The sequence below is a fragment of the Marinobacter sp. SS21 genome (genome assembly GCF_028369065.1).
In the GTDB taxonomy this organism is placed as follows: Bacteria; Pseudomonadota; Gammaproteobacteria; order Pseudomonadales; family Oleiphilaceae; genus Marinobacter.
This window is the reverse complement of record NZ_JAQNDA010000008.1, coordinates 72550-95902: the sequence shown is the minus strand read 5'-3', so window position 1 is coordinate 95902 and position 23353 is coordinate 72550. Positions and strand designations below refer to the sequence as shown.

At 57.5% G+C, this 23353-nt stretch carries 18 protein-coding genes; 3 read left to right on the top strand and 15 right to left on the bottom strand.

The genetic code is table 11. From position 1 onward, the window contains the following. The gene (locus N6L25_RS12270; protein ID WP_271980726.1) at nucleotides 1–690 is read right to left on the bottom strand and encodes a GntR family transcriptional regulator; all 690 of its coding nucleotides are present in this window, start codon (nucleotides 688–690) and stop codon (nucleotides 1–3) included. A gap of 290 nt (nucleotides 691–980) precedes the next feature. Here N6L25_RS12270 and N6L25_RS12265 point away from each other — a divergent pair, with 290 nt between their 5' ends. Beyond that, entirely contained in the window at nucleotides 981–1895 is a 915-nt protein-coding gene (locus N6L25_RS12265) for a GGDEF domain-containing protein (protein ID WP_271980724.1), read from the top strand. 29 nt (nucleotides 1896–1924) lie between these two features. Here the strand turns inward: N6L25_RS12265 and rluB are convergent, their stop codons facing one another. From rluB to sdhC, 13 genes are all read right to left on the bottom strand, one after another. Then, nucleotides 1925–2887, bottom strand: a complete 963-nt coding sequence (gene rluB, locus N6L25_RS12260; RefSeq protein ID WP_271980722.1) for a 23S rRNA pseudouridine(2605) synthase RluB — start codon at nucleotides 2885–2887, stop codon at nucleotides 1925–1927. A gap of 25 nt (nucleotides 2888–2912) precedes the next feature. Beyond that, the gene (gene scpB, locus N6L25_RS12255; protein ID WP_271980720.1) at nucleotides 2913–3578 is read right to left on the bottom strand and encodes an SMC-Scp complex subunit ScpB; all 666 of its coding nucleotides are present in this window, start codon (nucleotides 3576–3578) and stop codon (nucleotides 2913–2915) included. A gap of 50 nt (nucleotides 3579–3628) precedes the next feature. Further along, nucleotides 3629–4468: a segregation and condensation protein A gene (locus tag N6L25_RS12250; protein WP_271980718.1), complete on the bottom strand. Its 840-nt coding sequence runs from the start codon at nucleotides 4466–4468 to the stop codon at nucleotides 3629–3631. A gap of 18 nt (nucleotides 4469–4486) precedes the next feature. Continuing rightward, nucleotides 4487–5701 (bottom strand): tryptophan--tRNA ligase, encoded by a 1215-nt coding sequence (locus tag N6L25_RS12245; RefSeq protein WP_271980716.1) that lies wholly within the window; start codon nucleotides 5699–5701, stop codon nucleotides 4487–4489. Between the two features lie 237 nt (nucleotides 5702–5938). Next, complete coding sequence (gene sucD, locus N6L25_RS12240) at nucleotides 5939–6811, bottom strand: succinate--CoA ligase subunit alpha (RefSeq protein ID WP_271980714.1); 873 nt, start codon at nucleotides 6809–6811, stop codon at nucleotides 5939–5941. After that, a complete protein-coding gene (gene sucC / locus N6L25_RS12235; RefSeq protein WP_271980711.1) occupies nucleotides 6811–7977 on the bottom strand; it encodes an ADP-forming succinate--CoA ligase subunit beta in 1167 nt (388 codons plus the stop codon). The genes sucD and sucC overlap by 1 nt, the downstream gene beginning before the upstream one ends. Nucleotides 7978–8195: 218 nt before the next feature. Continuing rightward, on the bottom strand, nucleotides 8196–9635 hold the full coding sequence (gene lpdA, locus N6L25_RS12230; RefSeq protein WP_271980709.1) for a dihydrolipoyl dehydrogenase: 1440 nt from the start codon (nucleotides 9633–9635) through the stop codon (nucleotides 8196–8198). A 36-nt stretch (nucleotides 9636–9671) separates the two neighbouring features. Continuing rightward, nucleotides 9672–10886 carry a 2-oxoglutarate dehydrogenase complex dihydrolipoyllysine-residue succinyltransferase gene (gene odhB, locus N6L25_RS12225; protein ID WP_271980706.1) on the bottom strand — a complete coding sequence of 405 codons (1215 nt, stop codon included), beginning with the start codon at nucleotides 10884–10886 and terminating at the stop codon, nucleotides 9672–9674. A gap of 26 nt (nucleotides 10887–10912) precedes the next feature. Further along, nucleotides 10913–13747 (bottom strand): 2-oxoglutarate dehydrogenase E1 component, encoded by a 2835-nt coding sequence (locus tag N6L25_RS12220; protein ID WP_271980704.1) that lies wholly within the window; start codon nucleotides 13745–13747, stop codon nucleotides 10913–10915. 314 nt (nucleotides 13748–14061) lie between these two features. Further along, nucleotides 14062–14766, bottom strand: a complete 705-nt coding sequence (locus N6L25_RS12215; RefSeq protein ID WP_271980703.1) for a succinate dehydrogenase iron-sulfur subunit — start codon at nucleotides 14764–14766, stop codon at nucleotides 14062–14064. A 14-nt stretch (nucleotides 14767–14780) separates the two neighbouring features. Continuing rightward, nucleotides 14781–16553: a succinate dehydrogenase flavoprotein subunit gene (sdhA, locus tag N6L25_RS12210; RefSeq protein WP_271980701.1), complete on the bottom strand. Its 1773-nt coding sequence runs from the start codon at nucleotides 16551–16553 to the stop codon at nucleotides 14781–14783. A 3-nt stretch (nucleotides 16554–16556) separates the two neighbouring features. Further along, the gene (gene sdhD, locus N6L25_RS12205) at nucleotides 16557–16901 is read right to left on the bottom strand and encodes a succinate dehydrogenase, hydrophobic membrane anchor protein (RefSeq protein WP_271980699.1); all 345 of its coding nucleotides are present in this window, start codon (nucleotides 16899–16901) and stop codon (nucleotides 16557–16559) included. After that, entirely contained in the window at nucleotides 16895–17269 is a 375-nt protein-coding gene (gene sdhC / locus N6L25_RS12200) for a succinate dehydrogenase, cytochrome b556 subunit (protein WP_271980668.1), read from the bottom strand. The genes sdhD and sdhC overlap by 7 nt, the downstream gene beginning before the upstream one ends. A 469-nt stretch (nucleotides 17270–17738) precedes the next feature. Here sdhC and gltA point away from each other — a divergent pair, with 469 nt between their 5' ends. Further along, a complete protein-coding gene (gene gltA / locus N6L25_RS12195) occupies nucleotides 17739–19013 on the top strand; it encodes a citrate synthase (RefSeq protein WP_271980665.1) in 1275 nt (424 codons plus the stop codon). A gap of 121 nt (nucleotides 19014–19134) precedes the next feature. Then, nucleotides 19135–20016 carry an NAD(P)-dependent oxidoreductase gene (locus tag N6L25_RS12190; RefSeq protein WP_271980663.1) on the top strand — a complete coding sequence of 294 codons (882 nt, stop codon included), beginning with the start codon at nucleotides 19135–19137 and terminating at the stop codon, nucleotides 20014–20016. 445 nt (nucleotides 20017–20461) lie between these two features. On the opposite strand, the gene topA is transcribed toward N6L25_RS12190, so the two are convergent. Further along, nucleotides 20462–23095, bottom strand: a complete 2634-nt coding sequence (gene topA / locus N6L25_RS12185) for a type I DNA topoisomerase (RefSeq protein ID WP_271980661.1) — start codon at nucleotides 23093–23095, stop codon at nucleotides 20462–20464. Nucleotides 23096–23353 lie beyond the last annotated feature (258 nt).

Here is a 23353-nt window from a genome sequence, read left to right as displayed (position 1 = left end):
TTAAGTCAGGTCAGGCTGGGCCTGTTTCAGGGTTTTGAGAACCTGTTGTCGCTGGTGCTCTCCGAAGTAGCGGATAACCGCGACCAGACCGTCCGCGTCCCCCTGGTCCACGGCTTCGGTGACCTGACGGAAAAACCGTTCAGTCTTCATGAATTCGCCCGGCCCCTTCTTTAGCGCCAGATAATAGGTCCGGCTGATGGCTGGTTTGAAGTTTTCCAGCGTCTCTTCAAGAAAAGGGTTATCAACCAACCGGTAGGCGTGTCGCATCACCTCAAATCCCGCCTCGACAACTCGCTCCGTGGCCTCATCCCCGGTCTTTTCGCTGGCACTGGCCAGGGTTTGCAGCTGCTGAATCTGCCCCATAATGACCACCAGATCCACCGATGACCACCGCTCCATGAGCTTGCGACCCAACATACACAGCAGTTCAATGTAGATGTCATACAGGCTGTTGACCAACGCCGGCGACAGTTGCGACACCACAGCCCCTCGGCGCGGGAAGATCTCCACCAGGTGGCGACGTTCGAGGATCAGGAGGGCTTCCCTGACCGAGCCCCGGCTCACATCCAGTTCGCCGGCCACTTTCATTTCCTGTACCCGCTCGCCGGGAGCCAAACGGCCACTGACAATCCGGTGACCTAGGTGCCGAGCTATTTGCTCGGCCAAACTTTCTGGGGCCTGAAACCGCATAACGGGCGTCGCTTCCTTCGTGGTAAATCATCCAGCTCTCAGACAAGGCCGGAAGTGTACCATAGCCGACGAAAAGCCCGAGTCCTCAGCGCCAATATTTATTGCGGAACGCACACAACGTCGGCGCACCCCTATGAATCTGGCCGAGTTAACGTCAGTTTTTTGACAAATTCACGCATAAATTCACTACATACGGTTCAATAATAAGCTTTACTGCATGTTTTCATTGCCTTTAACTGCCTTGGCATCATTACTGCTTAGACACGCCCAGATTACAACAAGGACCGATCATGTCGAACGAGCATCACAATATCAGGTCAATCAACAAGCAGGGCTGCCAACTGAGCCAGATCAAGCAGGCTGCCCAGGAATGGCATGACAGCGGCAATCCTTATGTTCGAGTCACCCGCCGTCTGACCACCACCCTGTCGCTGGAAGAGGTCATCGCACTCTTCGCCGATGAGTTGATGGCCTGGGTGCCGCACGACCAGTTAACCTATCGCCACCGGATCGGCCGTCAGGATTTTATTTACTCGACGGGGCTCGGCGGGCAGCATCGGTGCGAATACAAACTGGGTATTGAAGGTGAGCCACTCGGCACCCTGACCCTGACCCGCCGAAGCCGCTTTCATGACGAGGAACTGACCGCCATCGAACAAATGCTCGCCGTTGCGGTGTGCCCCATCCGCAATGCCTGCCTGTACACTCGGGTTCAACAGGCAGCCCTGACCGATGCGCTTACGTCGGTGCCAAACAAACGGGCTCTGGACGAAGCGCTGGCGAAGGCATGCTGCATCAGCGAGCGACACAGTGAACACTACTCCCTTATTCTCTGCGATCTGGATCACTTCAAGCACATCAATGACAGCTTTGGTCACGTGATTGGCGATCATATCCTCAAGGCGGTTGCCCGGGAGATCGAGCAGGCCGTGCGGCATTCCGACAGCCTGTTTCGATTCGGCGGCGAGGAGTTCGCTGTCCTGCTACCCTACGCCGAAGAGTCCGATGCCCGTGTGGTGGCAGAAAGAATTCGTCAGCGTATCGCCGACCTCCAGGTGTGCTGCGGGGAGCGTCAGGTAACGGTAACCTGCAGCCTGGGAATCGCGACCTGGCACACAGGCGACCAACCGGAACGATGGCTGGCTCGAGCCGACGAGGCGCTGTATCGCGCCAAACGTCACGGCCGCAACCAGACTCAGGCATAACGCCGAGCCCGGTAACGACTATAGAGGCATCAGCGTTTGGGGGATTTACGCGCCGTTTGCGGACGACGTGCCGGCTTGCTGTCGCTCACCTGCCACTTGGCTCCGGCTCCCCGCCTGGCGGATTTTGGCGGCTGCTTTTTCCGTTTGCGCTCCTGACTTGCCCGTTCGCCGGGCGTTTTCGACGGAATCGGTACCGGTTCCAGGCCCACCGACCGACTCAGGTCATCCGCTGCCTTCTGCCCCAACTCTTCCCAGCGCCCGATCGAAAGCCGGCTCGGCAAGAAAATGGGGCCATACCTTACCCGCTTCAGCCGGCTCACCTGGACACCCTGGGACTCCCACAGACGACGAACCTCTCGGTTGCGACCTTCCATCAACGTGACGTGGAACCATCGATTGATGCCACTGCCTCCGGCCGGCGAGATGTCGGAAAACCGCGCCATGCCGTCGTCCAGCAACACGCCTTCCAGCAGTCGCGCAACCATCGCATCATCCACTTCACCGAAAATACGCACCGCGTATTCCCGATCGATCTCATGGGATGGATGCATCAGCCGGTTGGCCAGTTCACCGTCGGTAGTAAACAGCATCAATCCGGAGGTATTGAGATCCAGGCGTCCCACCGATATCCAACGCTGGTCCTTGAGCCGTGGCAAGTGGTCAAACACCGTTGGCCGGCCGCCGGGGTCGTCTCGGCTAGTCACCTCACCTTCGGGCTTGTTGTAAACCAACACCCGGCGTACAACCTGGGCCGCCGCATCGACATCGACCCGTCGGCCATCCAGCTCGATGCGATCCTGGATCGAAGCCTTTTGACCCATGACGGCAATTTCGCCGTTGACGCTGATGCGTCCGGCCTCAATCAGTTCTTCAATTGCCCGCCTGGAACCGAGCCCGGCACGGGCCAGGAGCTTTTGCAGACGCTCCGGTTCGTTAACTTCCAGCTTTGACGGGTGAGTGCCATGACGTGTGCGGGAGCGTTCTGATCCCATGGTGCGATCCTTTTAATATACGGTGTTAGTGCAGCGTCTGGTCGGAATCAGGGGATTCACCGCCCTGATCGGGGTGGTCGCCATCACTGCCTGCGGGCGCAACTTTGAATTCAATTTCTCCCTGCATGCTCTGCTCGATCTCCCGACCAATGTCCTCAAGATCGCGAACCTCAGAGAGCGGGGGTAACTGATCCAGACTTTTCATGTTGAAGTAATCGAGGAACTGCCGAGTGGTTGCGTACATGGCTGGGCGCCCCGGGACATCCCGGTGCCCAACGACTCTAACCCATTCCCGCTCCAGCAAGGTGCGAACGATGTTACTGCTGACGGTCACTCCTCGAATTTCTTCGATTTCACCCCGGGTGATGGGCTGACGATAGGCTATGAGTGCCAGGGTTTCGAGCAGCGCGCGGGAATAGCGCTGGGGTTTTTCCTCGAAGAGCCGGCCGATCCAGGAGGCGTACTGCTCCCGGACCTGAAAACGATAACCACTGGCCACTTTCTTGAGTTCGAAACCGCGCCCTTCGCAGGCCGCCTCCACTTGGGCCAGAACGTGCTCCATCACCTGGCGCGTCGGTCGTGAGCCCTCATTGAACAGTTCAAGCAGCTGCTCCAGAGACAGCGGCTTTCCCGCCGCCAGCAAGGCGGCTTCAACAATGGCCTGTAAATGTTGGATCTGCTCTTCTTTCATAAACTCATGCGATTAGCCAGGGTACAAATTCACCGGAGGACATCCCCGAATCAGTTGGTTGCGCGTGCACGCAAGTGGATCGGACCAAGGACCTCTCCCTGCACGACTTCAACAAGCTGTTCCTTGACCAGCTCCAGGGTCGCCAAAAACGTCACAACGACACCCAGCCGGCCTTCCTCCAGCGTAAACAGGCTCTCAAAGCTGACAAAACGTTCTTCGCTGAGAGACGACAAGATGGAGGACATCCGTTCCCGGGTGGACAGCTTTTCCTTTTCGACGTGGTGACTGGTGAACAGGTCCGCCCGCTTCAATACGCCCTGTAAGGCCAGCAACATTTCCCGGAGATCCACGTCCGGGTGAGGCTGTGAACTGGGCAGCTTGGGCAAGGACGCGGAACCGACGAAATTGTCCCGCTCCAGCCGCGGCAGTTCGTCGATGTCCTCAGCGGCCTTCTTGAAACGCTCGTACTGCTGCAGTCGCCGAATGAGTTCCGCCCGCGGGTCGTTCTCATCCTCGTCTTCCGATTGCTGACGGGGCAACAACATTCGGGACTTGATCTCGGCCAGCGTGGCTGCCATCACCAGATACTCTGCCGCCAGCTCGAAGCGCATGGCCTCGATGGCGCCAATGTAATCCATGTACTGGCGGGTAATCTCACTGACGTCGATATCCAGAATGTCCATATTCTGGCGCCGGATCAGGTACAGGAGCAGATCGAGAGGCCCCTCAAAGGCCTCCAGAAACACCGCCAGCGCATCCGGTGGGATATAGAGATCTTTGGGCACCTCGACCAGGGGTTTGCCGGACACCAGCGCTAACGGATTGCTCTCGGGCACGGTCGTGCTTTCGAGCACCTCTGGGGCTTGGCTTGCGCTGCTGTCTTCCGTCATAACGACGCACCCATCCGGTTATCGATAGCTCAGGCCCATGGCCGCCCGAACCTCTTCCAGCGTGTCCCGTGCCGCGTCTCTGGCCTGCTCGCAGCCTTCCTCAATGATCGAACGTACCAGGTCCGGGTTGCTCTCGTATTCGCGCGCCCGCTCATGCAGTGGGCGCTGCTCCTCGATCACCGCATCGATCAACGGTTTCTTGCAATCGAGACAGCCGATGCCGGCGCTGCGACAGCCGGTCTGAACCCATTCCTGAGTGGCGCTGTCGGAATACACCTTGTGCAGCCCCCACACCGGACATTTCTCCGGCTCGCCCGGATCGGTACGACGCACACGTTGGGGATCGGTCTGCATGGTGCGGATTTTCTGCGATACCGAATCCGGCTCTTCCCGCAGGCCAATCGTATTCTTGTAGGATTTGGACATTTTCTGGCCATCCAGTCCCGGCATCTTGGAGTCCGGCGTCAGCAACGGGTGCGGTTCTGGCAAAATGACTTTGCCGCCGCCTTCAATGTAGCCGTACAACCGCTCCCGGTCGCCCAAGGAGATATTCTGCTGTTCTTTCAGCAGTGCCCTGGCGGTTTCCAGAGCCTCCAGGTCGCCCTCCTCCTGATAACGCTTCTTCAGGGTGCGGTAGAGCTTGGCGTTCTTTTTGCCCATTTTGACGATGGCACTTTCGGCCTGCTCTTCGAAACCCGGCTCGCGTCCGTAAATGTGATTAAAGCGGCGGGCCACCTCCCGGGTGATCTCCACGTGGGAGACCTGGTCTGCGCCAACCGGCACCCGCCCGGCCCGGTAGATCAGGATGTCCGCACTCTGCAGCAGCGGATAGCCCAGGAAGCCATAGGTGGCCAGGTCCTTTTCCCGCAGTTTTTCCTGCTGATCCTTGTAGGTGGGAACCCGCTCCAGCCAGCCCAGTGGCGTGATCATGGAGAGCAGCAGGTGGAGTTCCGCATGCTCCGGCACCTTGGACTGGATGAACATGGTGGAGGATCCCGGGTTCACACCCGCCGCCAACCAGTCAATGACCATATCCCAGACGCTCTCTTCAATGCCTCTGGGGTCGTCGTAGTCGGTGGTCAACGCGTGCCAGTCGGCCACAAAGAAAAAGCACTCGTATTCATGCTGGAGCTTAACCCAGTTTTTCAGCACGCCGTGGTAGTGACCAAGGTGCAGCTTGCCGGTTGGACGCATTCCTGACAGCACGCGTTGCTGGGAATCTACAGAACTCAAAGCATGAACTCCTCTAATGCAATAAGGGGGCTGGAACCGACGTTGATGACGGCTGAACGCTTGCGGTCCCGCTTCCGGCCCGTGTTAAGGCTGGCTGACCGGGCATTATAGACTGATGTGCTCTGCAGAGTAAGGCGCAGGCAGACCAGCGCTGCATTTACCTGGGCCAGAAAACACAAACCCCCGATTCCGGCAGAGCCGGAATCGGGGGTTTTACTGGGGCAATGGGTTTTCGCCTTACCAGCCAGTCACTTCCTTCAGCGCCTGGCCGATATCAGCCAGACTGCGTACGGTTTTCACACCGGCGTCTTCCAGGGCGGCAAACTTCTCGTCTGCAGTACCCTTACCACCGGAAATGATGGCGCCTGCATGGCCCATACGCTTCCCAGGAGGTGCGGTAACACCGGCAATGTAGGACACCACCGGCTTGGTGACGTTCTCTTTGATGAAGGCAGCAGCTTCTTCCTCGGCGGTACCGCCGATCTCACCGATCATAACGATGGCCTCGGTTTGAGGATCTTCCTGCAGCAACTTGAGGATGTCGATGAAGTTAGAACCCGGAATCGGGTCACCACCGATGCCGATACAGGTGGACTGACCGAAACCGAAGTCAGTGGTCTGTTTAACGGCTTCGTAGGTCAGGGTACCGGAACGGGATACGATACCCACCTTGCCAGGCTTGTGGATATGGCCAGGCATGATGCCGATCTTGCACTCGCCCGGTGTGATCACGCCCGGGCAGTTCGGCCCGATCATGCGAACACCTTTACGGTCAACGTATTCCTTGGCGTACAGCATATCGATGGTGGGAATGCCTTCGGTGATGCAGACGATCAGCTCAATGCCGGCATCGGCCGCTTCTACGATGGCGTCCTTACAGAACGGAGCCGGTACGTAGATCACAGTCGCCTGAGCGCCAGTGGCTTCAACCGCTTCACGAACCGTGTTGAATACCGGCAGACCCAGGTGCTCAGTGCCGCCCTTGCCCGGGCTCACGCCGCCAACCATCTTGGTGCCGTACTCAATCGCCTGCTCGGAGTGGAAGGTGCCCTGAGCACCGGTGAAACCCTGGCAGATGACTTTGGTGTCTTTGTTAATCAGGACGCTCATTACTTACCTCCCGCAGCTTTAACGACTTGCTCTGCAGCATCCGTCAGGCTTGTTGCAGCGATGATGTTCAGGCCGCTCTCTGCGAGCACTTTGGAGCCCAGTTCAGCGTTGTTACCTTCGAGGCGAACCACAACAGGTACCTTGACGCCTACTTCCTTGACCGCACCGATGATACCTTCGGCGATCATGTCGCAGCGGACGATACCGCCGAAGATGTTGACCAGCACCGCCTGCACGGCTTCGTCAGACAGGATGATCTTGAACGCCTCCGTCACACGCTCTTTGGTGGCACCGCCGCCCACGTCCAGGAAGTTAGCCGGCTGGCCGCCGTGCAGCTTGACGATGTCCATGGTACCCATGGCCAGGCCCGCACCGTTAACCATGCAGCCGATGTTGCCTTCGAGAGCGACGTAGTTCAGCTCCCACTTGGCCGCGTCTGCTTCGCGCTGATCTTCCTGGGAAGGATCGTGCATTTCATGGATCTTTTTCTGGCGGTACAGAGCGTTACCGTCCACATTGATCTTTGCGTCGAGGCAGTGGAGATCGCCTGCTGGGGTAATAACCAGAGGGTTGATCTCGAGCAGCGCCAGATCGTAGTCTTCAAACAGCTTGGCCAGACCCAGGAAAATCTTGGTGAACTGACCTACCTGCTTGCCTTCCAGACCCAGTTTAAACGCCAGCTCACGGCCCTGGTATGGCTGAGCGCCCACCAGCGGATCGATGCTCGCCTTGAGGATCTTCTCCGGTGTTTCTTCCGCTACCTTCTCGATTTCCACGCCGCCTTCAGTGGAGGCCATGAAAACGATGCTACGGGTGCTACGATCAACAACCGCACCCAGGTAAAGCTCCTGATCGATGTCAGTGAGGGACTCAACAAGAATCTTGCTAACCGGCTGACCATTTTCGTCCGTCTGGTAGGTGACCAGGTTTTTGCCCAGCCAGTGCTCTGCGAACTCACGAATCTCGTCTTTGCTCTTGACCAGCTTTACACCACCGGCCTTACCGCGACCACCCGCGTGAACCTGAGCCTTGACAACCCAGGCGTCTCCGCCGATTTCGTCCGCAGCCGCAACCGCTTCTTTAGGTGTATCGCAGGCAATGCCCTTGGATACAGGCAGGCCGTACTCAGCGAACAGCTGCTTGCCCTGATATTCATGCAAATTCATAGTTTGTGTCCCGCTTCTTGATGGAGGATAACCATGTACGGAATTTGAATCCGCCGGACCAGCCGGATATCGAACCCGAGGTTCAACGTCTGATTGCTCCGTCCGCGAATTCTGTGTGGCGTATCGGGGATCGCCTCAATACGCGCTAATCGCAGTTGAAAGTCGCCACGTTATGACCACGGGACGCCCTCTTTGGCGCCCCGACTTCCTGACTTGCGTTACTTCTTCTTGCGACGGTTAGCGATGTGAATCGCCCCGCCGTTTACGCCAAGTGCCGCCTCATGGACAGACTCGGACAGAGACGGATGCGCAAAGCAGGTGAGCGCCAGGTCTTCAGCGGTTGAACCGAACTCCATGGCAATCACGCCCTGGGCTACGATCTCGGAAGCCTGCGGCCCCGAGACATGGAAACCCAGGATCCGGTCGGTCTTCTCGTCGGCAATGATTTTCACCAATCCACTGGCTGCGTTGGCAGCCATCGCCCGTCCATTGGCCGCAAACGGGAACGTACCCACTTTGTAGGCCTCCCCTTCCGACTTCAGCTGCTCTTCGGTCTTGCCAACCCAGGCCACTTCCGGAGCCGTGTAGATAACGCTTGGAATGCAGTCGTAGTTGACCTGAGGCTTATGGCCGGCGATACGTTCGGCAACCATCACGCCCTCTTCCGAAGCCTTATGAGCCAGCATCGGACCACGAACCACGTCTCCGACCGCCCAGACGCCCGGGGCGTCGGTGCGGCAGGTTTCATCAACAAAAATGAAACCACGCTCGTCCAGGTTAACGCCAGAGTCGGCCGCCAGCAGGTTGTCGGTGTTCGGACGACGGCCAACGGCAACGATCAGCTTGTCGAATTTGAGTTCCTGCTCGCCCTTGGAATCCTCGTAATTCACGTAGACCAGATTCCGCTTGACGCTGGTACCGGTCACGCGGGCCTTGAGAATGATATCCAGTCCCTGCTTCTTGAATTGCTTCAACGCATCCTTGGCCACCTGCTGGTCAACGGCCGGCAGGAAGGTGTCCAGGGCTTCCAGAATGGTCACTTCAGATCCCAGACGTGACCAGACGCTGCCCAGCTCAAGACCGATGACACCGGCACCGATAACGCCAACGCGCTTGGGCACTTCGTCAAACTCCAGGGCGCCCTCGGAATCCACAATGAAACCTTCCGTCAACGGCGCAGGAGGAATCTCGATGGAGTTGGAGCCGGTGGCAATGATGACATTTTCCGCATCCAGGACGCTTACCTTGCCATCGTTGTCGGTCACCTCAACCTGGCGATTGGCCAGTACCCGGCCGCGACCGTGCACCGGGGTGACACCGTTGGCCTTGAACAGCTGGGCGATACCGCCCGTCAGCTGTGTGACAATGCCAGCCTTGCGCTCCATCATCTTGCCAACGTTAATCTCGACGCCTTTGGTCTCAATACCCTGTTCGTCGTAGTGGTCCCGAGTCTCTTCAAACTTGTGGGAAATCTCCAGCAGCGCCTTGGAAGGGATGCAGCCCACGTTCAGGCAGGTACCACCCAACACCTGCTTGCCTTCGGCAGACGTCCAGTTTTCAACACAGGCGGTCTTCAAGCCCAGCTGAGCGGACTTGATGGCGGCGACATAACCGGCCGGACCCGCACCGATGACGATAACGTCGTACTTATCAGACATGTTCTATCCTGTTTACTGATTCGTTGAATGACAGACTCAGACGTCCAGCAGAATGCGTGCCGGATCTTCCACCATTTCCTTGATGGCCACCAGGAACTGGACAGCCTCTTTCCCGTCGATCATACGGTGATCGTATGACAGCGCCAGATACATCATCGGCAGGATCACCACCTCACCATTGACCGCCATCGGACGCTCCTGGATCTTGTGCATACCCAGGATAGCGGTCTGCGGCGGATTCAGGATCGGTGTAGACATCAGAGAACCAAAGACACCGCCGTTGGAGATGGTGAAGGTACCGCCCGTCATGTCCTCGATGCCGAGCTTACCGTCTCTGGCCTTGGTACCGTATTCGACGATCTTCTTCTCGACATCCGCCAAGCCCATTGCGTCGGTGTCGCGCAGCACCGGAACCACCAGACCACGATCGCTGGACACCGCTACACCGATATCCTGGTAGCCGTGATAGACCATGTCGTTACCATCGATGGAAGCATTCACCATCGGGAAACGCTTGAGCGCCTCGGTTGCAGCCTTGACGAACAGCGACATGAAGCCCAGCTTAATGCCGTGACGCTTCTCGAAGTTGTCCTTGTACTGCTTACGCAGATCCATCAGCGGCTTCATGTTGACCTCATTGAAGGTGGTCAGCATGGCGGCGTTCTGTTGAGCGCTTACCAGACGCTTGGCGATGCTGGCACGCAGGCGGGTCATCGGAACGCGCTTCTCGGCACGCTCGCCGGCGCCGAGGGCCACCTCAGGCGCTGCGGCCGGTGCGGCGGCGGGCTTGGCTGCGGCCTGGTCGTCAACAAACTTTTGAACGTCTTCCTTGGTGACCAGGCCACCCTTGCCGGTGCCTTTCACGGCACTCGGATCGACGGCTTTCTCTTCTGCCAGTTTGCGCGCAGCCGGGCTGAGCACTGCATCGCCGGAGACGGCGTCGTTGGCCTGATCCGCGGCCGCTGGTGCCTCGTTGGATGCCGGCTGGGCCGGCGCCGGAGCGGCAGCGGCAGCGCCCGCCTTGAATTTGGCGATCACTTCGCCGCTTTCAACGGTATCGCCTTCGCCCTTGATAACTTCCTCAATGACACCATCAGCCGGTGCCACAACCTCCAGAACCACCTTGTCGGTTTCGATATCGACAATCAGCTCGTCGCGAGAACAGGCTTCGCCAGGCTGCTTGTGCCAGGTCGCTACAGTGCCCTCAGCGACCGACTCGGGAAATACGGGGGCTTTAATCTCAATTGACATCTTTAGTCCTTAAATTCGGTAGCTCGTCAGATTTCAAACGCGTCGTTTACCAGCTTCTTCTGCTCTTCAATGTGGACAGAGGTGTGACCACAGGCAGGCGCAGCGGAAGCTTCCCGACCGGCGTACTGGAGGTAAAGCTTTGGATTCAGGCGATGCAAAGCACCACGCATGTGGTGCTGGCTGCAGTACCAGGCACCCTGGTTCATAGGCTCTTCCTGACACCAGACGACATGCTTCAGTTTGGTGTAAGCCGCCAGAATTTCATCCAGATCGTCTGCAGGGAACGGATACAGCTGTTCAAGCCGAACAATTGCAACGTCCTCGCGTTCATCTGCTTTCTTCTTCTCTAGCAAATCAAAGTACACTTTGCCGCTGCACATGATCAGACGGGTGACTTTCTTCGGATCGGGCAGCTCCTGCTCCGGCAGAACGGTCTGGAATGTACCCTCGGTCAAATCGTCCAGGCTGGATGTTGCCTCCTTGTGCCGCAGCAGGCTCTTCGGAGTGATGGCGACCAGCGGTTTACGCAGCGGGCGCTTGACCTGACGGCGCAGCATATGGAACACCTGGGCCGGCGTGGTGGGTACACAGACCTGAATGTTGTGTTCCGCTGACAACTGCAGGAATCGCTCCAGACGTGCGGAACTGTGCTCCGGCCCCTGCCCCTCGTAGCCGTGCGGCAGCAGCAGGGTCAGGCCACAGAGACGGCCCCACTTGTGCTCACCACTGGTGAGGAACTGGTCAATGACCACCTGGGCACCGTTGGCGAAGTCGCCGAACTGAGCTTCCCACACGATCAATGCGTCAGGCGTGGTGGTGGCATAGCCGTACTCGAACGCCATGACTGCCTCTTCCGAAAGCAGCGAATCGTAGAGTTCAAAGTTAGGCTGATTTTCCGACAGCTCTGTTAGCCCAATGTGGGTGGAGCCGTCCTTCTGATTGTGCAGCACCGCGTGACGATGGGAGAAGGTGCCCCGACCAACGTCCTGACCGGTGAGCCGTATCGGGTGGCCTTCGTTCAGCAAGGTGGCATAGGCCATAACCTCACCGTAACCCCAGTTGATGGGCAAGGCTCCGGCGGTCATCTTGTTGCGGTCATCGATGATCTTCGAAACCTGGCGCTGGACAGCAAAACCTTCCGGCAACTGGCCCAGCTTCTTGCCCAGCCGCTGCAGGGTTTTCAGTGGCACACTGGTCTTGCACTTCGCAGTCCACTCGTGCCCCAGATAGGGTGCCCAGTTAACGTACAGCTCGGTATTCGGTTCCTTGACCAGGGATTTGACAACGTGATCGCCCTGATCGAGAGCATCGCGATAGTCCAGCTCCATCTGCTTGGCGTCTTCCAGCGTAATGACGCCGGCTGCCTGCAGACGATCCGCGTACAGCTCACGGGTTGTCTTGAGCTTGCGGATCTTGCTGTACATGATCGGCTGGGTCGCAGACGGCTCGTCGGCCTCGTTGTGGCCGCGCCGGCGGTAGCACACCAGATCGATCACCACGTCGTTCTTGAACTCGTTGCGATAATCCATCGCCATCTGGGCGGCAAACAGCACCGCTTCGGGATCATCCGCATTGACATGCAGAATCGGCGCCTGAACCATCTTCGCCACGTCGGTACAGTACTCAGTGGAGCGGGCGTCTTCCTGCTTGCTGGTAGTGAATCCAACCTGGTTGTTGATGACGATATGGACGGTCCCGCCAACGCCGTAGCCGCGGGTCTGTGACATCTGGAAGGTTTCCATCACCACGCCCTGGCCCGCAAATGCCGCGTCACCATGCATGATAATGGGTAGCACCTGACTGCCGTCGGTATCGTTACGACGGGTCTGGCGGGCACGAACGGAGCCTTCGACCACCGGAGACACGATCTCCAGGTGGGAGGGGTTAAAGGCCAGCGCCAGATGCACTTCGCCGCCTTCAGTCATGACGTTGGAAGAGAAGCCCTGATGATACTTGACGTCACCGGAACCGGAATCCGCCAGCTTCTTGCCTTCGAACTCATCGAACAGTTCTTTCGGATTTTTACCCAGGGTATTGACCAGCACGTTGAGGCGCCCACGGTGCGCCATACCCAGGACAATTTCCTTGGCGCCATAGCCGCCAGCACGTTGAATCAGTTCGTCGAGACAGGGGATCAGACTCTCACCACCTTCCAGACCAAACCGTTTCACGCCTGGATAGCGGGAACCGAGATACTTTTCCAGCCCCTCTGCAGCCGTTAACCGTTCCAGCAGATGACGACGGGTGGCGACTTCAAATTCAGGATGAGAGCGAACGGGCTCCATACGACGCTGGAACCACCGCTTGATGCGCGTGTCGACCACGTGCATGTATTCGGCGCCAATGTTGCCGCAATAGGTTTCCTGCAAACCATCAACGATATCGCCGAGCTTCATGGACTCAGCACCGAAGTTCAGAGACCCAGTCTGGAATTCCAGATCGCGATCAGCCTCTGACAGTTCGTGGAAGGACAGACTGAGATCCTCAACGGGAGGACGAACCATCACACCGAGCGGATCGAGCTTGGCCTGCTGATGTCCACGGAATCGAAAGGCATTAATCAGCTGGAGTACACGAATCTGCTTCTTGTCTGCATCGGAAGTAGCGCTCGCGGGCACGCCAGTAGACAGGGTGCGCTGATTGCGAGAGATGTGCTCGAACTGTTCTCTAATGGAAGAGTGAATGATATCGGGGCCATGATGGCCATCGATACTGGGTAGTTTGTCGAAATAACTACGCCACTCTTCGGGAACGGCATTGGGATCGGTCAGGTAGGTTTCAAAAAGCTGCTCAACATAGGCCAGATTCCCTCCCTGCAAGTGGGAAGTCTGCCATAACTGCTCCATTATGCTTTCGTGCATTTCGAATAGCTCACCTTGGGCTGGTGCGGGGGAGCTACCTATGGTCGGCCAGGGGTATTGCACAGTCAATACGCGTATTTACGGCATCGACTGTAGCCACCACCGGTAGCACGGATGTTTTCCGTTCCCTCGTGGTATTTGTACTAAGCAAAGCCGTGACAAGGCCTTTTAAGCCCTGGTCACGGCTTCCGTAGTTTGCACTCCCGTACGACCTTTGACCATAAGTCTTTGGTGGAAGACCTAGCCCCTTTGCAAGGTCTTCGGGAGTAGCAGGCAATATCAGAACAGTATAACGGGTTATGAACCTTACGCGCTTAGGTTGCGCGCTGCAGCAGCATATTCCGGATATGGCCGATTGCCCTTGTGGGGTTCAGACCTTTCGGACATACGCTGACGCAGTTCATGATACCCCGGCACCGGAACACACTGAACGGATCGTCCAGGTTGTCCAAGCGCTCCGCTTGCGCGGTATCCCGGCTGTCCGCCAGGAAACGGTAAGCCTGCAACAAGCCAGCCGGCCCGATGAACTTATCCGGGTTCCACCAGAAAGACGGGCAGGAGGTAGAACAGCATGCGCAGAGAATACACTCGTACAGACCGTCCAGCTTTTCCCGATCTTCCGGCGTTTGCAGCCGCTCGATCGCCGGCGCCGGAGTGTTGTTAACCAGGTAGGGCTGAACCTTCTCATACTGCTGATAGAAGAGGCCCATATCAACAACGAGGTCGCGGATGACCGGCAGGCCAGGCAGCGGACGCAGGACCAGCTTACCCTTCTTCACCACCTGGGAAACCGGGGTGATACAGGCAAGACCGTTCTTACCGTTCATGTTCATGCCATCGGAGCCACAGACCCCTTCACGGCAAGAGCGACGGTAGGCAACAGTAGGATCTTTTTCCTTGAGCAGCGCCAGCACATCAAGGATCATCAGATCCTTGCCTTCCGGAAGCTCCAGCTCCACGTCCTGCATGTAGGGCGCGTTGTCGGTTTCCGGGTTGTAACGATAGATGCTTACCAACATGACTGAATCTCCCCTTAGTACGTCCGAACTTTCGGCTCGAATGTATCAACCGTCTTCGGCGCAAAGTTAACATCACGCTTACCGACACGCTGCTCCAGCGGGAAGTAAAGTGAATGCTTCAGCCAGTTTTCATCATCACGCTCGGTGAAGTCGTTACGGGCGTGGGCGCCGCGACTCTCCTTACGCTCGATTGCTGAGACCGCAGTCGCAAAGGCAACTTCGTACAGGTTGTCCAGCTCCAGGGCTTCAATACGCGCAGTATTGAAGGCCTTGCTCTGATCGGTCAGCTTGGTGTTACGCACGCGCTGGCCAATTTCCTTGAGCATGGCCAAGCCTTTCTCCATGCTTTCGCCATCACGGAATACACCGAAGTACAGCTGCATGCAGTTCTGCAAATCCTTACGGACCTCGGCGACGTCCTCACCTTCTGCGGTGCTGTCCAGGCGATCCAGACGAGCCATCGCACGCGTGATCTCTTCGTCGGTGGCAGCATCGATTTCGAAGCCATCACGCAGCATCTGTTCGATGTGCAGGCCGGCGGCACGACCAAACACCACCAGATCCAGCAGGGAGTTACCACCAAGTCGGTTGGCACCGTGAACAGACACGCACGCGGCCTCACCACAGGCAAACAGACCTTCAACGATGGTGTCTTCGCCGTTGTCATTCTGGCTCAGCACCTGACCGCCAACGTTGGTCGGCAGGCCGCCCATCATGTAATGACAAGTGGGCACAACCGGGACCGGCGCCTTGACCGGATCAACGTGAGCAAAGGTCTTGGACAGCTCACAGATACCCGGCAGTCGCAGGTTGAGGGTTTCCTCACCCAGGTGATCAAGCTTCAGCAGGACGTGATCCTTGTCCGGACCACAGCCGCGGCCCTCCAGGATCTCCAGCACCATCGAACGGGCCACTACGTCACGACCCGCCAGATCCTTGGCGTTAGGTGCGTAGCGCTCCATGAAACGCTCACCTTCGGAGTTGATCAGGTAACCACCCTCACCCCGACAGCCTTCTGTAACCAGCACGCCCGCACCGTGGATACCGGTCGGGTGGAACTGCCACATTTCCATATCCTGCACCGGGAAACCGGCACGCAGCGCCATCCCAACACCATCGCCGGTATTGATCAGGGCATTGGTGGTGGAGGAATAGATACGGCCGGCGCCACCGGTCGCCAGAACGGTGGCCTTGGCCTTGACATAGACCACTTCACCGGACTCGATGTCGATGGCGACAACACCCACCACCTGGTTCTGGCCGTTTTTCACCAGATCAACGGCGTACCATTCGTTCAGGAAGGTGGTACCACCTTTGATGTTGGCCTGATACAGGGTGTGCAGCAGCGCGTGACCGGTACGGTCCGCAGCCGCGCAGGTACGGGCTGCCTGACCACCCTTACCGTAGTCCTTGGACTGACCGCCGAACGGACGCTGATAGATGCGGCCCTGTTCGGTACGGGAGAACGGCAACCCCATGTGCTCAAGCTCAAACACAGCCTGGGGGCCGACAGAGCACATGTACTCAATCGCGTCCTGATCACCGATGTAGTCGGAACCCTTGACGGTGTCATACATGTGCCAGCGCCAGTCGTCATTGGGGTCCGCGCTGGCAATGGCACAGGTAATGCCGCCCTGGGCGGAAACGGTGTGAGACCGGGTCGGGAATACTTTTGTGATGCACGCAGTGCTGACACCGGATTCGGTCAACTGCAGCGCGGCGCGCATGCCGGCACCGCCGCCACCGATAACGATGGCATCGTAGGAAATGGTTTTGATGTTAGCCATCTATTAAAGCCCCCAAAGAATCTGAACGCCCCAAACGACGTAGACAAACATGACCAGACCACAGGCCGCCTGAACCAGGAAGCGCAGCAGAGTCGCCTTGATGTAGTCAGTCGTCACGGTCCACAGCCCTACCCACGCGTGTGCGCCGATGGAAAGAAGTGCCAACAGCGTGAAGATACGGAACCAGGTCTGTCCGAACAGTGCGGACCAGGTTTCGTAATTGACGTCTGTGGTCAGCACGAAGCCGAACAGGAAGATCGTGTAGAGAGCCAGAACATAAGCGGTCACACGCTGGATCAACCAGTCATAAACGCCGCTGCGCCCGAGATTTGTTACGCTGCTTACCATACCCAGACTCCTGCCAGAACGATGAGAATGACGGAAACCACGATGGTGGCTTTCGCGGCGAGACGGCCACTTTCGAGCTCTTCACCGATACCCATATCCATCAACAGGTGCTTGATACCGGCTACCAGGTGGTACAACAAGGCGGACAGGATGCCCCAGGTGATCAACTTCGCAAGGAAGCTGTCCAGCAAGCCACTGATTCGGCTGAAGCCTTCTTCCCCGGCGAGGGAAACGTCCAGACCGTAGAGCAGAAACGCAACACCAACAAAAATGATGATGCCGCTGATACGGTGCAGAATGGACGTGATGGCTGGCAGCGGAAAATGAAACTTGCCGAGATCGAGATTAACTGGTCGTTTGCTATTCACAGCGCTCTCACACTCTCTCTTTGCTCCGCGATTCCGTAAAACCGGTGCGGATGGTTGGTATGTAGGGATTTGCCATGTCATTTGACGCGAAGATACGAAGCCATGACACGATTGGCTCAGGAGGGAGAAACCACCGCACGCAGACGTCGTTGCAGGCGTAGTGGATTGGTATATCCCCGATTCCGGGGTACGGATTATAAGGAGTGACCCCGTGAATTACAAACGCGCAACACAGCAGAACCCCCACAAATCAGGGGATAAGGTGAGACCAAAGAGGAGTTGCATCATTCAATGCTTTTGGTTATTCAGGAACCTGGAGCCATGAAATGCCATCCATTCATTGCGAAATTTACAGCTTTTCTTCGCCCGCGCATTGACAAAAAAAGCCAACAGCCTATATTTTGCCGCCTGCTTTGCCATAATACGCGCCTTCCCGCGCACCCCAAATGCTGATAAATAGGAGAGCACCATGACCGACAAGAAAGCAACGCTTTCGGTGGGTGACAAGTCCATTGAGCTACCGGTTTATTCAGGCACTGTAGGCCCGGATGTTATCGACGTACGCGGCCTGGTACAGGAAGGCGTCTTCACTTACGACCCAGGATTCGTGTCAACGGCGGCTTGTGAATCCAAGATCACCTACATTGATGGCGCAAACGGCGTTCTCCTGCACCGCGGCTATCCCATTGAGCAACTTGCAGAAAGCTCCGACTACCTCGAAGTCTGCTACCTGCTGCTGCACGGGGAACTGCCCAGTCCGGAAGAGAACAAGCGCTTCCACGATACCGTGAAGAACCACACCATGCTGCATGATCAAATGCGCAACTTCTTCCACGGTTTCCGTCGCGATGCTCATCCGATGGCCATCATGTGCGGCGTAGTAGGCGCCCTCTCTGCCTTCTACCATGATCAAATGGATGTGAATGACGCCCACCAGCGTGAAATCACTGCGCATCGCCTGGTTGCCAAAATGCCAACCATCGCCGCCTGGTGTTACAAGTACGCTAATGGCCAACCCTTCATGTACCCACGGAATGACCTCTCCTACGCCGAGAACTTCCTGTACATGATGTTCGGCACCCCGTGCGAGGACTACAAGCCCAATCCGATTCTTGCCAAGGCCATGGACAAGATCTTTATCCTCCATGCCGACCACGAACAGAACGCCTCCACCTCCACCGTACGTCTGGCTGGCTCTACTGGCGCCAACCCATATGCCTGTATCGCCTCCGGCATTGCCGCCCTTTGGGGCCCGGCTCACGGCGGCGCCAACGAAGCGGTTCTGGATATGCTGGCCGAAATTGGCGACGAGTCCCACATCGAGGAGTTCATTGCCAAGGCCAAGGACAAGAACGATCCGTTCCGCCTGATGGGCTTTGGCCACCGGGTGTACAAGAACTTCGACCCGCGGGCCAAAGTCATGCGCGAGACCGCCCACGAAGTACTGGCGGAGCTTGGCCTGGAAAACGATCCATTGCTGAAGATTGCACAACGCCTCGAAACGATTGCCCTGGAAGACGAATACTTCGTACAGCGCAAACTGTACCCGAACGTCGACTTCTACTCCGGCATCATCCTCAAGGCTATGGGCATTCCGACGTCCATGTTTACCGTTATCTTCGCCATGTCCCGCACCATCGGCTGGTTCTCCCACTGGAACGAGATGGTCAGTGGCGATTATCGCATTGGTCGCCCCCGCCAGCTTTACACTGGCTCCGAGACCCGCGATTACCCGAAGAAGTAAGGCTCCGCAATACCCAAAAGGCCGCTTAACAGCGGCCTTTTTTCTTTTCCTTTGCTCTGCAATCATACATCCCTACCAACAACAATTTACTAAATAGCGGCGGCAATTAAGGAGACTGAGCATGGCAACGAAGGTCGCGTTTATTGGATTGGGCGTAATGGGCTTCCCCATGGCCGGACACCTGGCCACAGCCGGTTACGACGTCAGCGTCTGGAACCGCACCCACAGCAAGTCCGAACAGTGGACGAAGACCTACACTGGCAGGGCCTGCAAGAGCATTGCCGAGGCCGCCCAGGACGCCGAAGTGGTCCTCACCTGCGTCGGTGCCGACCCAGATTTGATCAACGTCTATGAAAGTGCCATCGGGATCATCGAGAACGCACCCGAAGGGGCGATTCTGGTGGACCACACGACCGCGTCCGCGACAGTGGCCGAACGTCTCTGTGAATCCGCCGCCCGCCGCAACCAGGCGTTTCTTGACGCGCCGGTATCCGGTGGACAACAAGGTGCGGAGAACGGTCAGCTCACCATCATGTGCGGCGGAGATGCCGGTGCTTTCAGCAAGGCTGAGCCAGTGCTGAAATGTTACGCACGCGCGCTGAATCTGATGGGACCCGCCGGTGCCGGTCAGAAAACCAAAATGGTTAACCAGATTGCCATCGCCGGACTGGTACAGGGGCTGTCTGAAGCGCTCCACTTCGCCGAGCGGGCCAACCTCGATGCCGCCAAAGTGGTCGACGTGATCTCCAAGGGCGCAGCCCAGTCCTGGCAAATGGACAACCGCTCTACCACCATGCTCTCCGGTGAGTTTGACCATGGCTTTGCGGTCGACTGGATGCGCAAGGACCTTTCCATCTGCCTGGAAGAGGCACGCAAAAACGGCGCCTCGCTACCCGTTGCAGCGCTCGTTGATCAGTTCTACAACGACGTACAGGCGATGGGTGGCAACCGCTGGGACACCTCATCCCTGATCCAGCGGCTGCGGAAATTAACAAACGCCTGACTGCAGAGCCCTCCCTGCGTTAAAGCGGCGCACCGTTAGCGCCGCTCGCACTTACCCCAGCCCTACGGCCACTGGCTCACCCACACATCAACCGGGACATCATTGCTATCTGGCACCTGGATAGGACGTAACGAACGGCTGTAAACCTGATTTAGGAACAGGCAGGCCCCAAAAAGCTGATCACATTCCTTCGTCAACGTTCAGGTTGACCAACAGGCTCTGTGAACAACCAGGATGCCGGTGAGCAAAGCTAACCGCATCAGAGCAAACGCCAAACAAGCAACAAGAATGATGCGGTTCGGCGACGCCTCTCCACATCCCACGAATGCCCCCCATGCTCGGTGGACAAGCACTGTCTTCGGTTGATGTCGCACCGAGTTCCGAAGAACAAAAAAGGGCGGATGCTCACCATCCGCCCTCATTCATCCTTTAGCCACTCGGACGCTTACTTGTTCGGCACCCATTTACCGTCACGGTAGTAAGCGCTCCAACCACTGGCCTTGCCGTCCTTCTCGCTCATGACATACTGCTCTTTGGTCTTCCGGCTGTACCGGACAGTGGTCGGATTCCCCTCCGGGTCCTTCGTGGGCGCCTTCATCAGGAAGCCATACTTGGGATCGATCTCGCTCTTGTGGGGCAGCAGTTCGCTGACCAGCGGCGCCCGGGTTTCCCGATTTTTGGGGAACTTGCTTGCAGCGAGGAAAAGACCTGAGGCGCCGTCCCGCAACACGTAGGTGTCGTCCACCTTCTGGCACTGCAGTTCGGGCATCGGCACCGGATCCATTTTTGGGGGCGCCGGCTCACCACTTTTCAATAGCTTACGAGTGTTTTTGCATTCCGCATTGGTACACCCAAAGTACTTACCGAAGCGGCCGGTCTTGAGCTGCATCTCCGCACCGCACTTGTCACACTCCAGCACCGGGCCATCGTAGCCCTTGATGCGAAAGGTGCCCTGCTCAACCTCAAATCCGGCGCAGTCCGGGTTATTGCCACAGACATGGAGCTTGCGCTTCTCATCCACCAGGTAGCTGTCCATGGCGGTGCCACATTTGGAACAACGCCGCTTTTTGCGCAACAAGCGCGACTCGCCCTCACCTTCAACATCGTCATCGGCGCTGACCACTTCGTCACCGGACACCAGGTTGATGGTGGTCTTACAGCGCTCCTTGGGCGGCAGTGAATAGCCAGAGCAGCCAAGGAACACCCCGGTGCTGGCCACCCGAATCTGCATGGGACGCTCGCAGGTTGGGCAGGGAATGTCGGTTTCGGTCGGGGTATTGCCCCGCATTCCCTCGTCGTTATCGCCCCCGGCCTTCTCCAGCTGCTGCGAGAAGTTGCCGTAAAATTCGTTGAGCACCTTCTTCCAATCGATGTCACCCTCGGCGACATCGTCCAGCTCCTCCTCGAGACGAGCAGTGAAATCGTAATCCATCAGGTTGGCAAAGGATTCGGTGAGCCTTTCGGTCACTATGTCGCCCATTTTCTCCGAATAGAAGCGACGATTCTGCAACCGGACGTAGCCCCGGTCCTGGATGGTGGAAATGATCGAGGCGTAAGTTGAAGGCCGCCCGATACCCTTCTTCTCCAGCTCTTTAACCAAGCTGGCTTCGGTGTATCGGGGCGCCGGCTTGGTAAAGTGCTGGGTGGGATCGAGTTTGGCCAGGGAAAGATCATCACCCACCTGAATGTCGGGCAGAGCAACGTCCTCGTCCTTTTTGGACGACTGGGGGGCGACCTTCAGAAAGCCGTCGAACTTGATGATGCGCCCTCGCGTTCGCAACTCGTAATCTCCGTTAGCCACGATAATCGAGGTACTGAGGAATTCCGCGTCGGACATCTGACAGGCAATGAACTGTCGCCAGATCAGCTCATACAGCCTCTCAGCGTCCTTCTCCAAGCCGCTGATGTCCGAGGGGCGCCGACTCACTTCGGTGGGGCGAATCGCCTCGTGAGCCTCCTGTGCGCCTTCCTTGCTGCCATACACCCTAGGGGCTTCCGGCAGGTATCGATCACCAAACTGCTGAGTCACGTAATCCCGACAACTGGCAACCGCGTCCTGGCTCAGGTTGGTAGAGTCCGTTCGCATGTAAGTAATGTAGCCAGCCTCATAGAGACGCTGAGCCAGCATCATGGTCTTCTTGACACTGAAGCCCATACGGTTGCTGGCCGCCTGCTGCAAGGTAGAGGTAATAAACGGCGCAGTAGGCTTGGATCGAGTCGGCTTATCTTCGCGTTTGGCGATCTTGAAGCTACCGGCCTCCAGTCGCTGTACGTGCTCCCGGCTCTGGGCCTCACTGACTGGCCGAAACGCTTTATCCGCGTATCGGGTCACCTCGAACCGTACTGGCTTGGCTGCGCCCTGGGCGCTCAAATCCGCATGCAGCTGCCAGAACTCTTCCGGCACAAATACCCTGATCTCACGCTCCCGCTCAACGATCAGCCGAACCGCAACGGACTGCACCCGCCCGGCCGAGAGCCCACGTGCCAGCTTGGCCCACAGCAACGGCGACACCATATAGCCGACCACCCGGTCCAGGAACCTGCGCGCCTGCTGAGCATTCACCCGATTGGTGTCGAGCGCGCCGGGGTCCTCGAAGGCTGCCTGGATCGCCCGCTTGGTGATTTCGTTAAACACGACTCGACGGTATTTGTCCTGCTCACCACCGATGGTCTCCCGCAGGTGCCAGGCGATGGCTTCTCCCTCGCGATCCAAATCCGTTGCGAGGTAGATATGATCGGCGGACTTAGCCAACCGCTTGAGTTCGTTGACCACCTTTTCCTTGCCGGGCAATACTTCGTATCGCGCCTGCCAATCCTTGTCCGGGTCGACGCCCATGCGAGCCACCAGCTGCTCGCGGGCCTTGCGCTTCTTGTACTCCGCCTTCTCCTCAGGGTTCATCTTTCGGGTTTGCGCCGCCTGCTTGGCCCGCTCCTTCGGATCGACCTGTGAACCACTGCCGCTCACCGGCAGGTCACGAATATGCCCGACACTGGACTTCACGATGTAATCGGAGCCCAGATACTTGTTGATGGTCTTCGCTTTTGCTGGCGACTCGACGATAACGAGACTTTTACCCATATCGGAGATCTGTATCCTTGACGAAAATCGTACAAAATATCAGCAAGCGTTAAAGTTGCTGAAAAATCAGTCGACTAGTAAACCGGTTCTAGCCGCCTCTGTATATAGGAGCACTGTTTTACAGGGTCACGAAAACCAAGACAACCCATTCTTTGTGTTCGGAGTCGGTTTTCTACCCCGGTTTAGTTGGATTTTCCCGTTCTGGCAAGAAAAAAGCCCGGCTAGGCCGGGCTTTTTCTGGTCTCAGGCTTGATCATT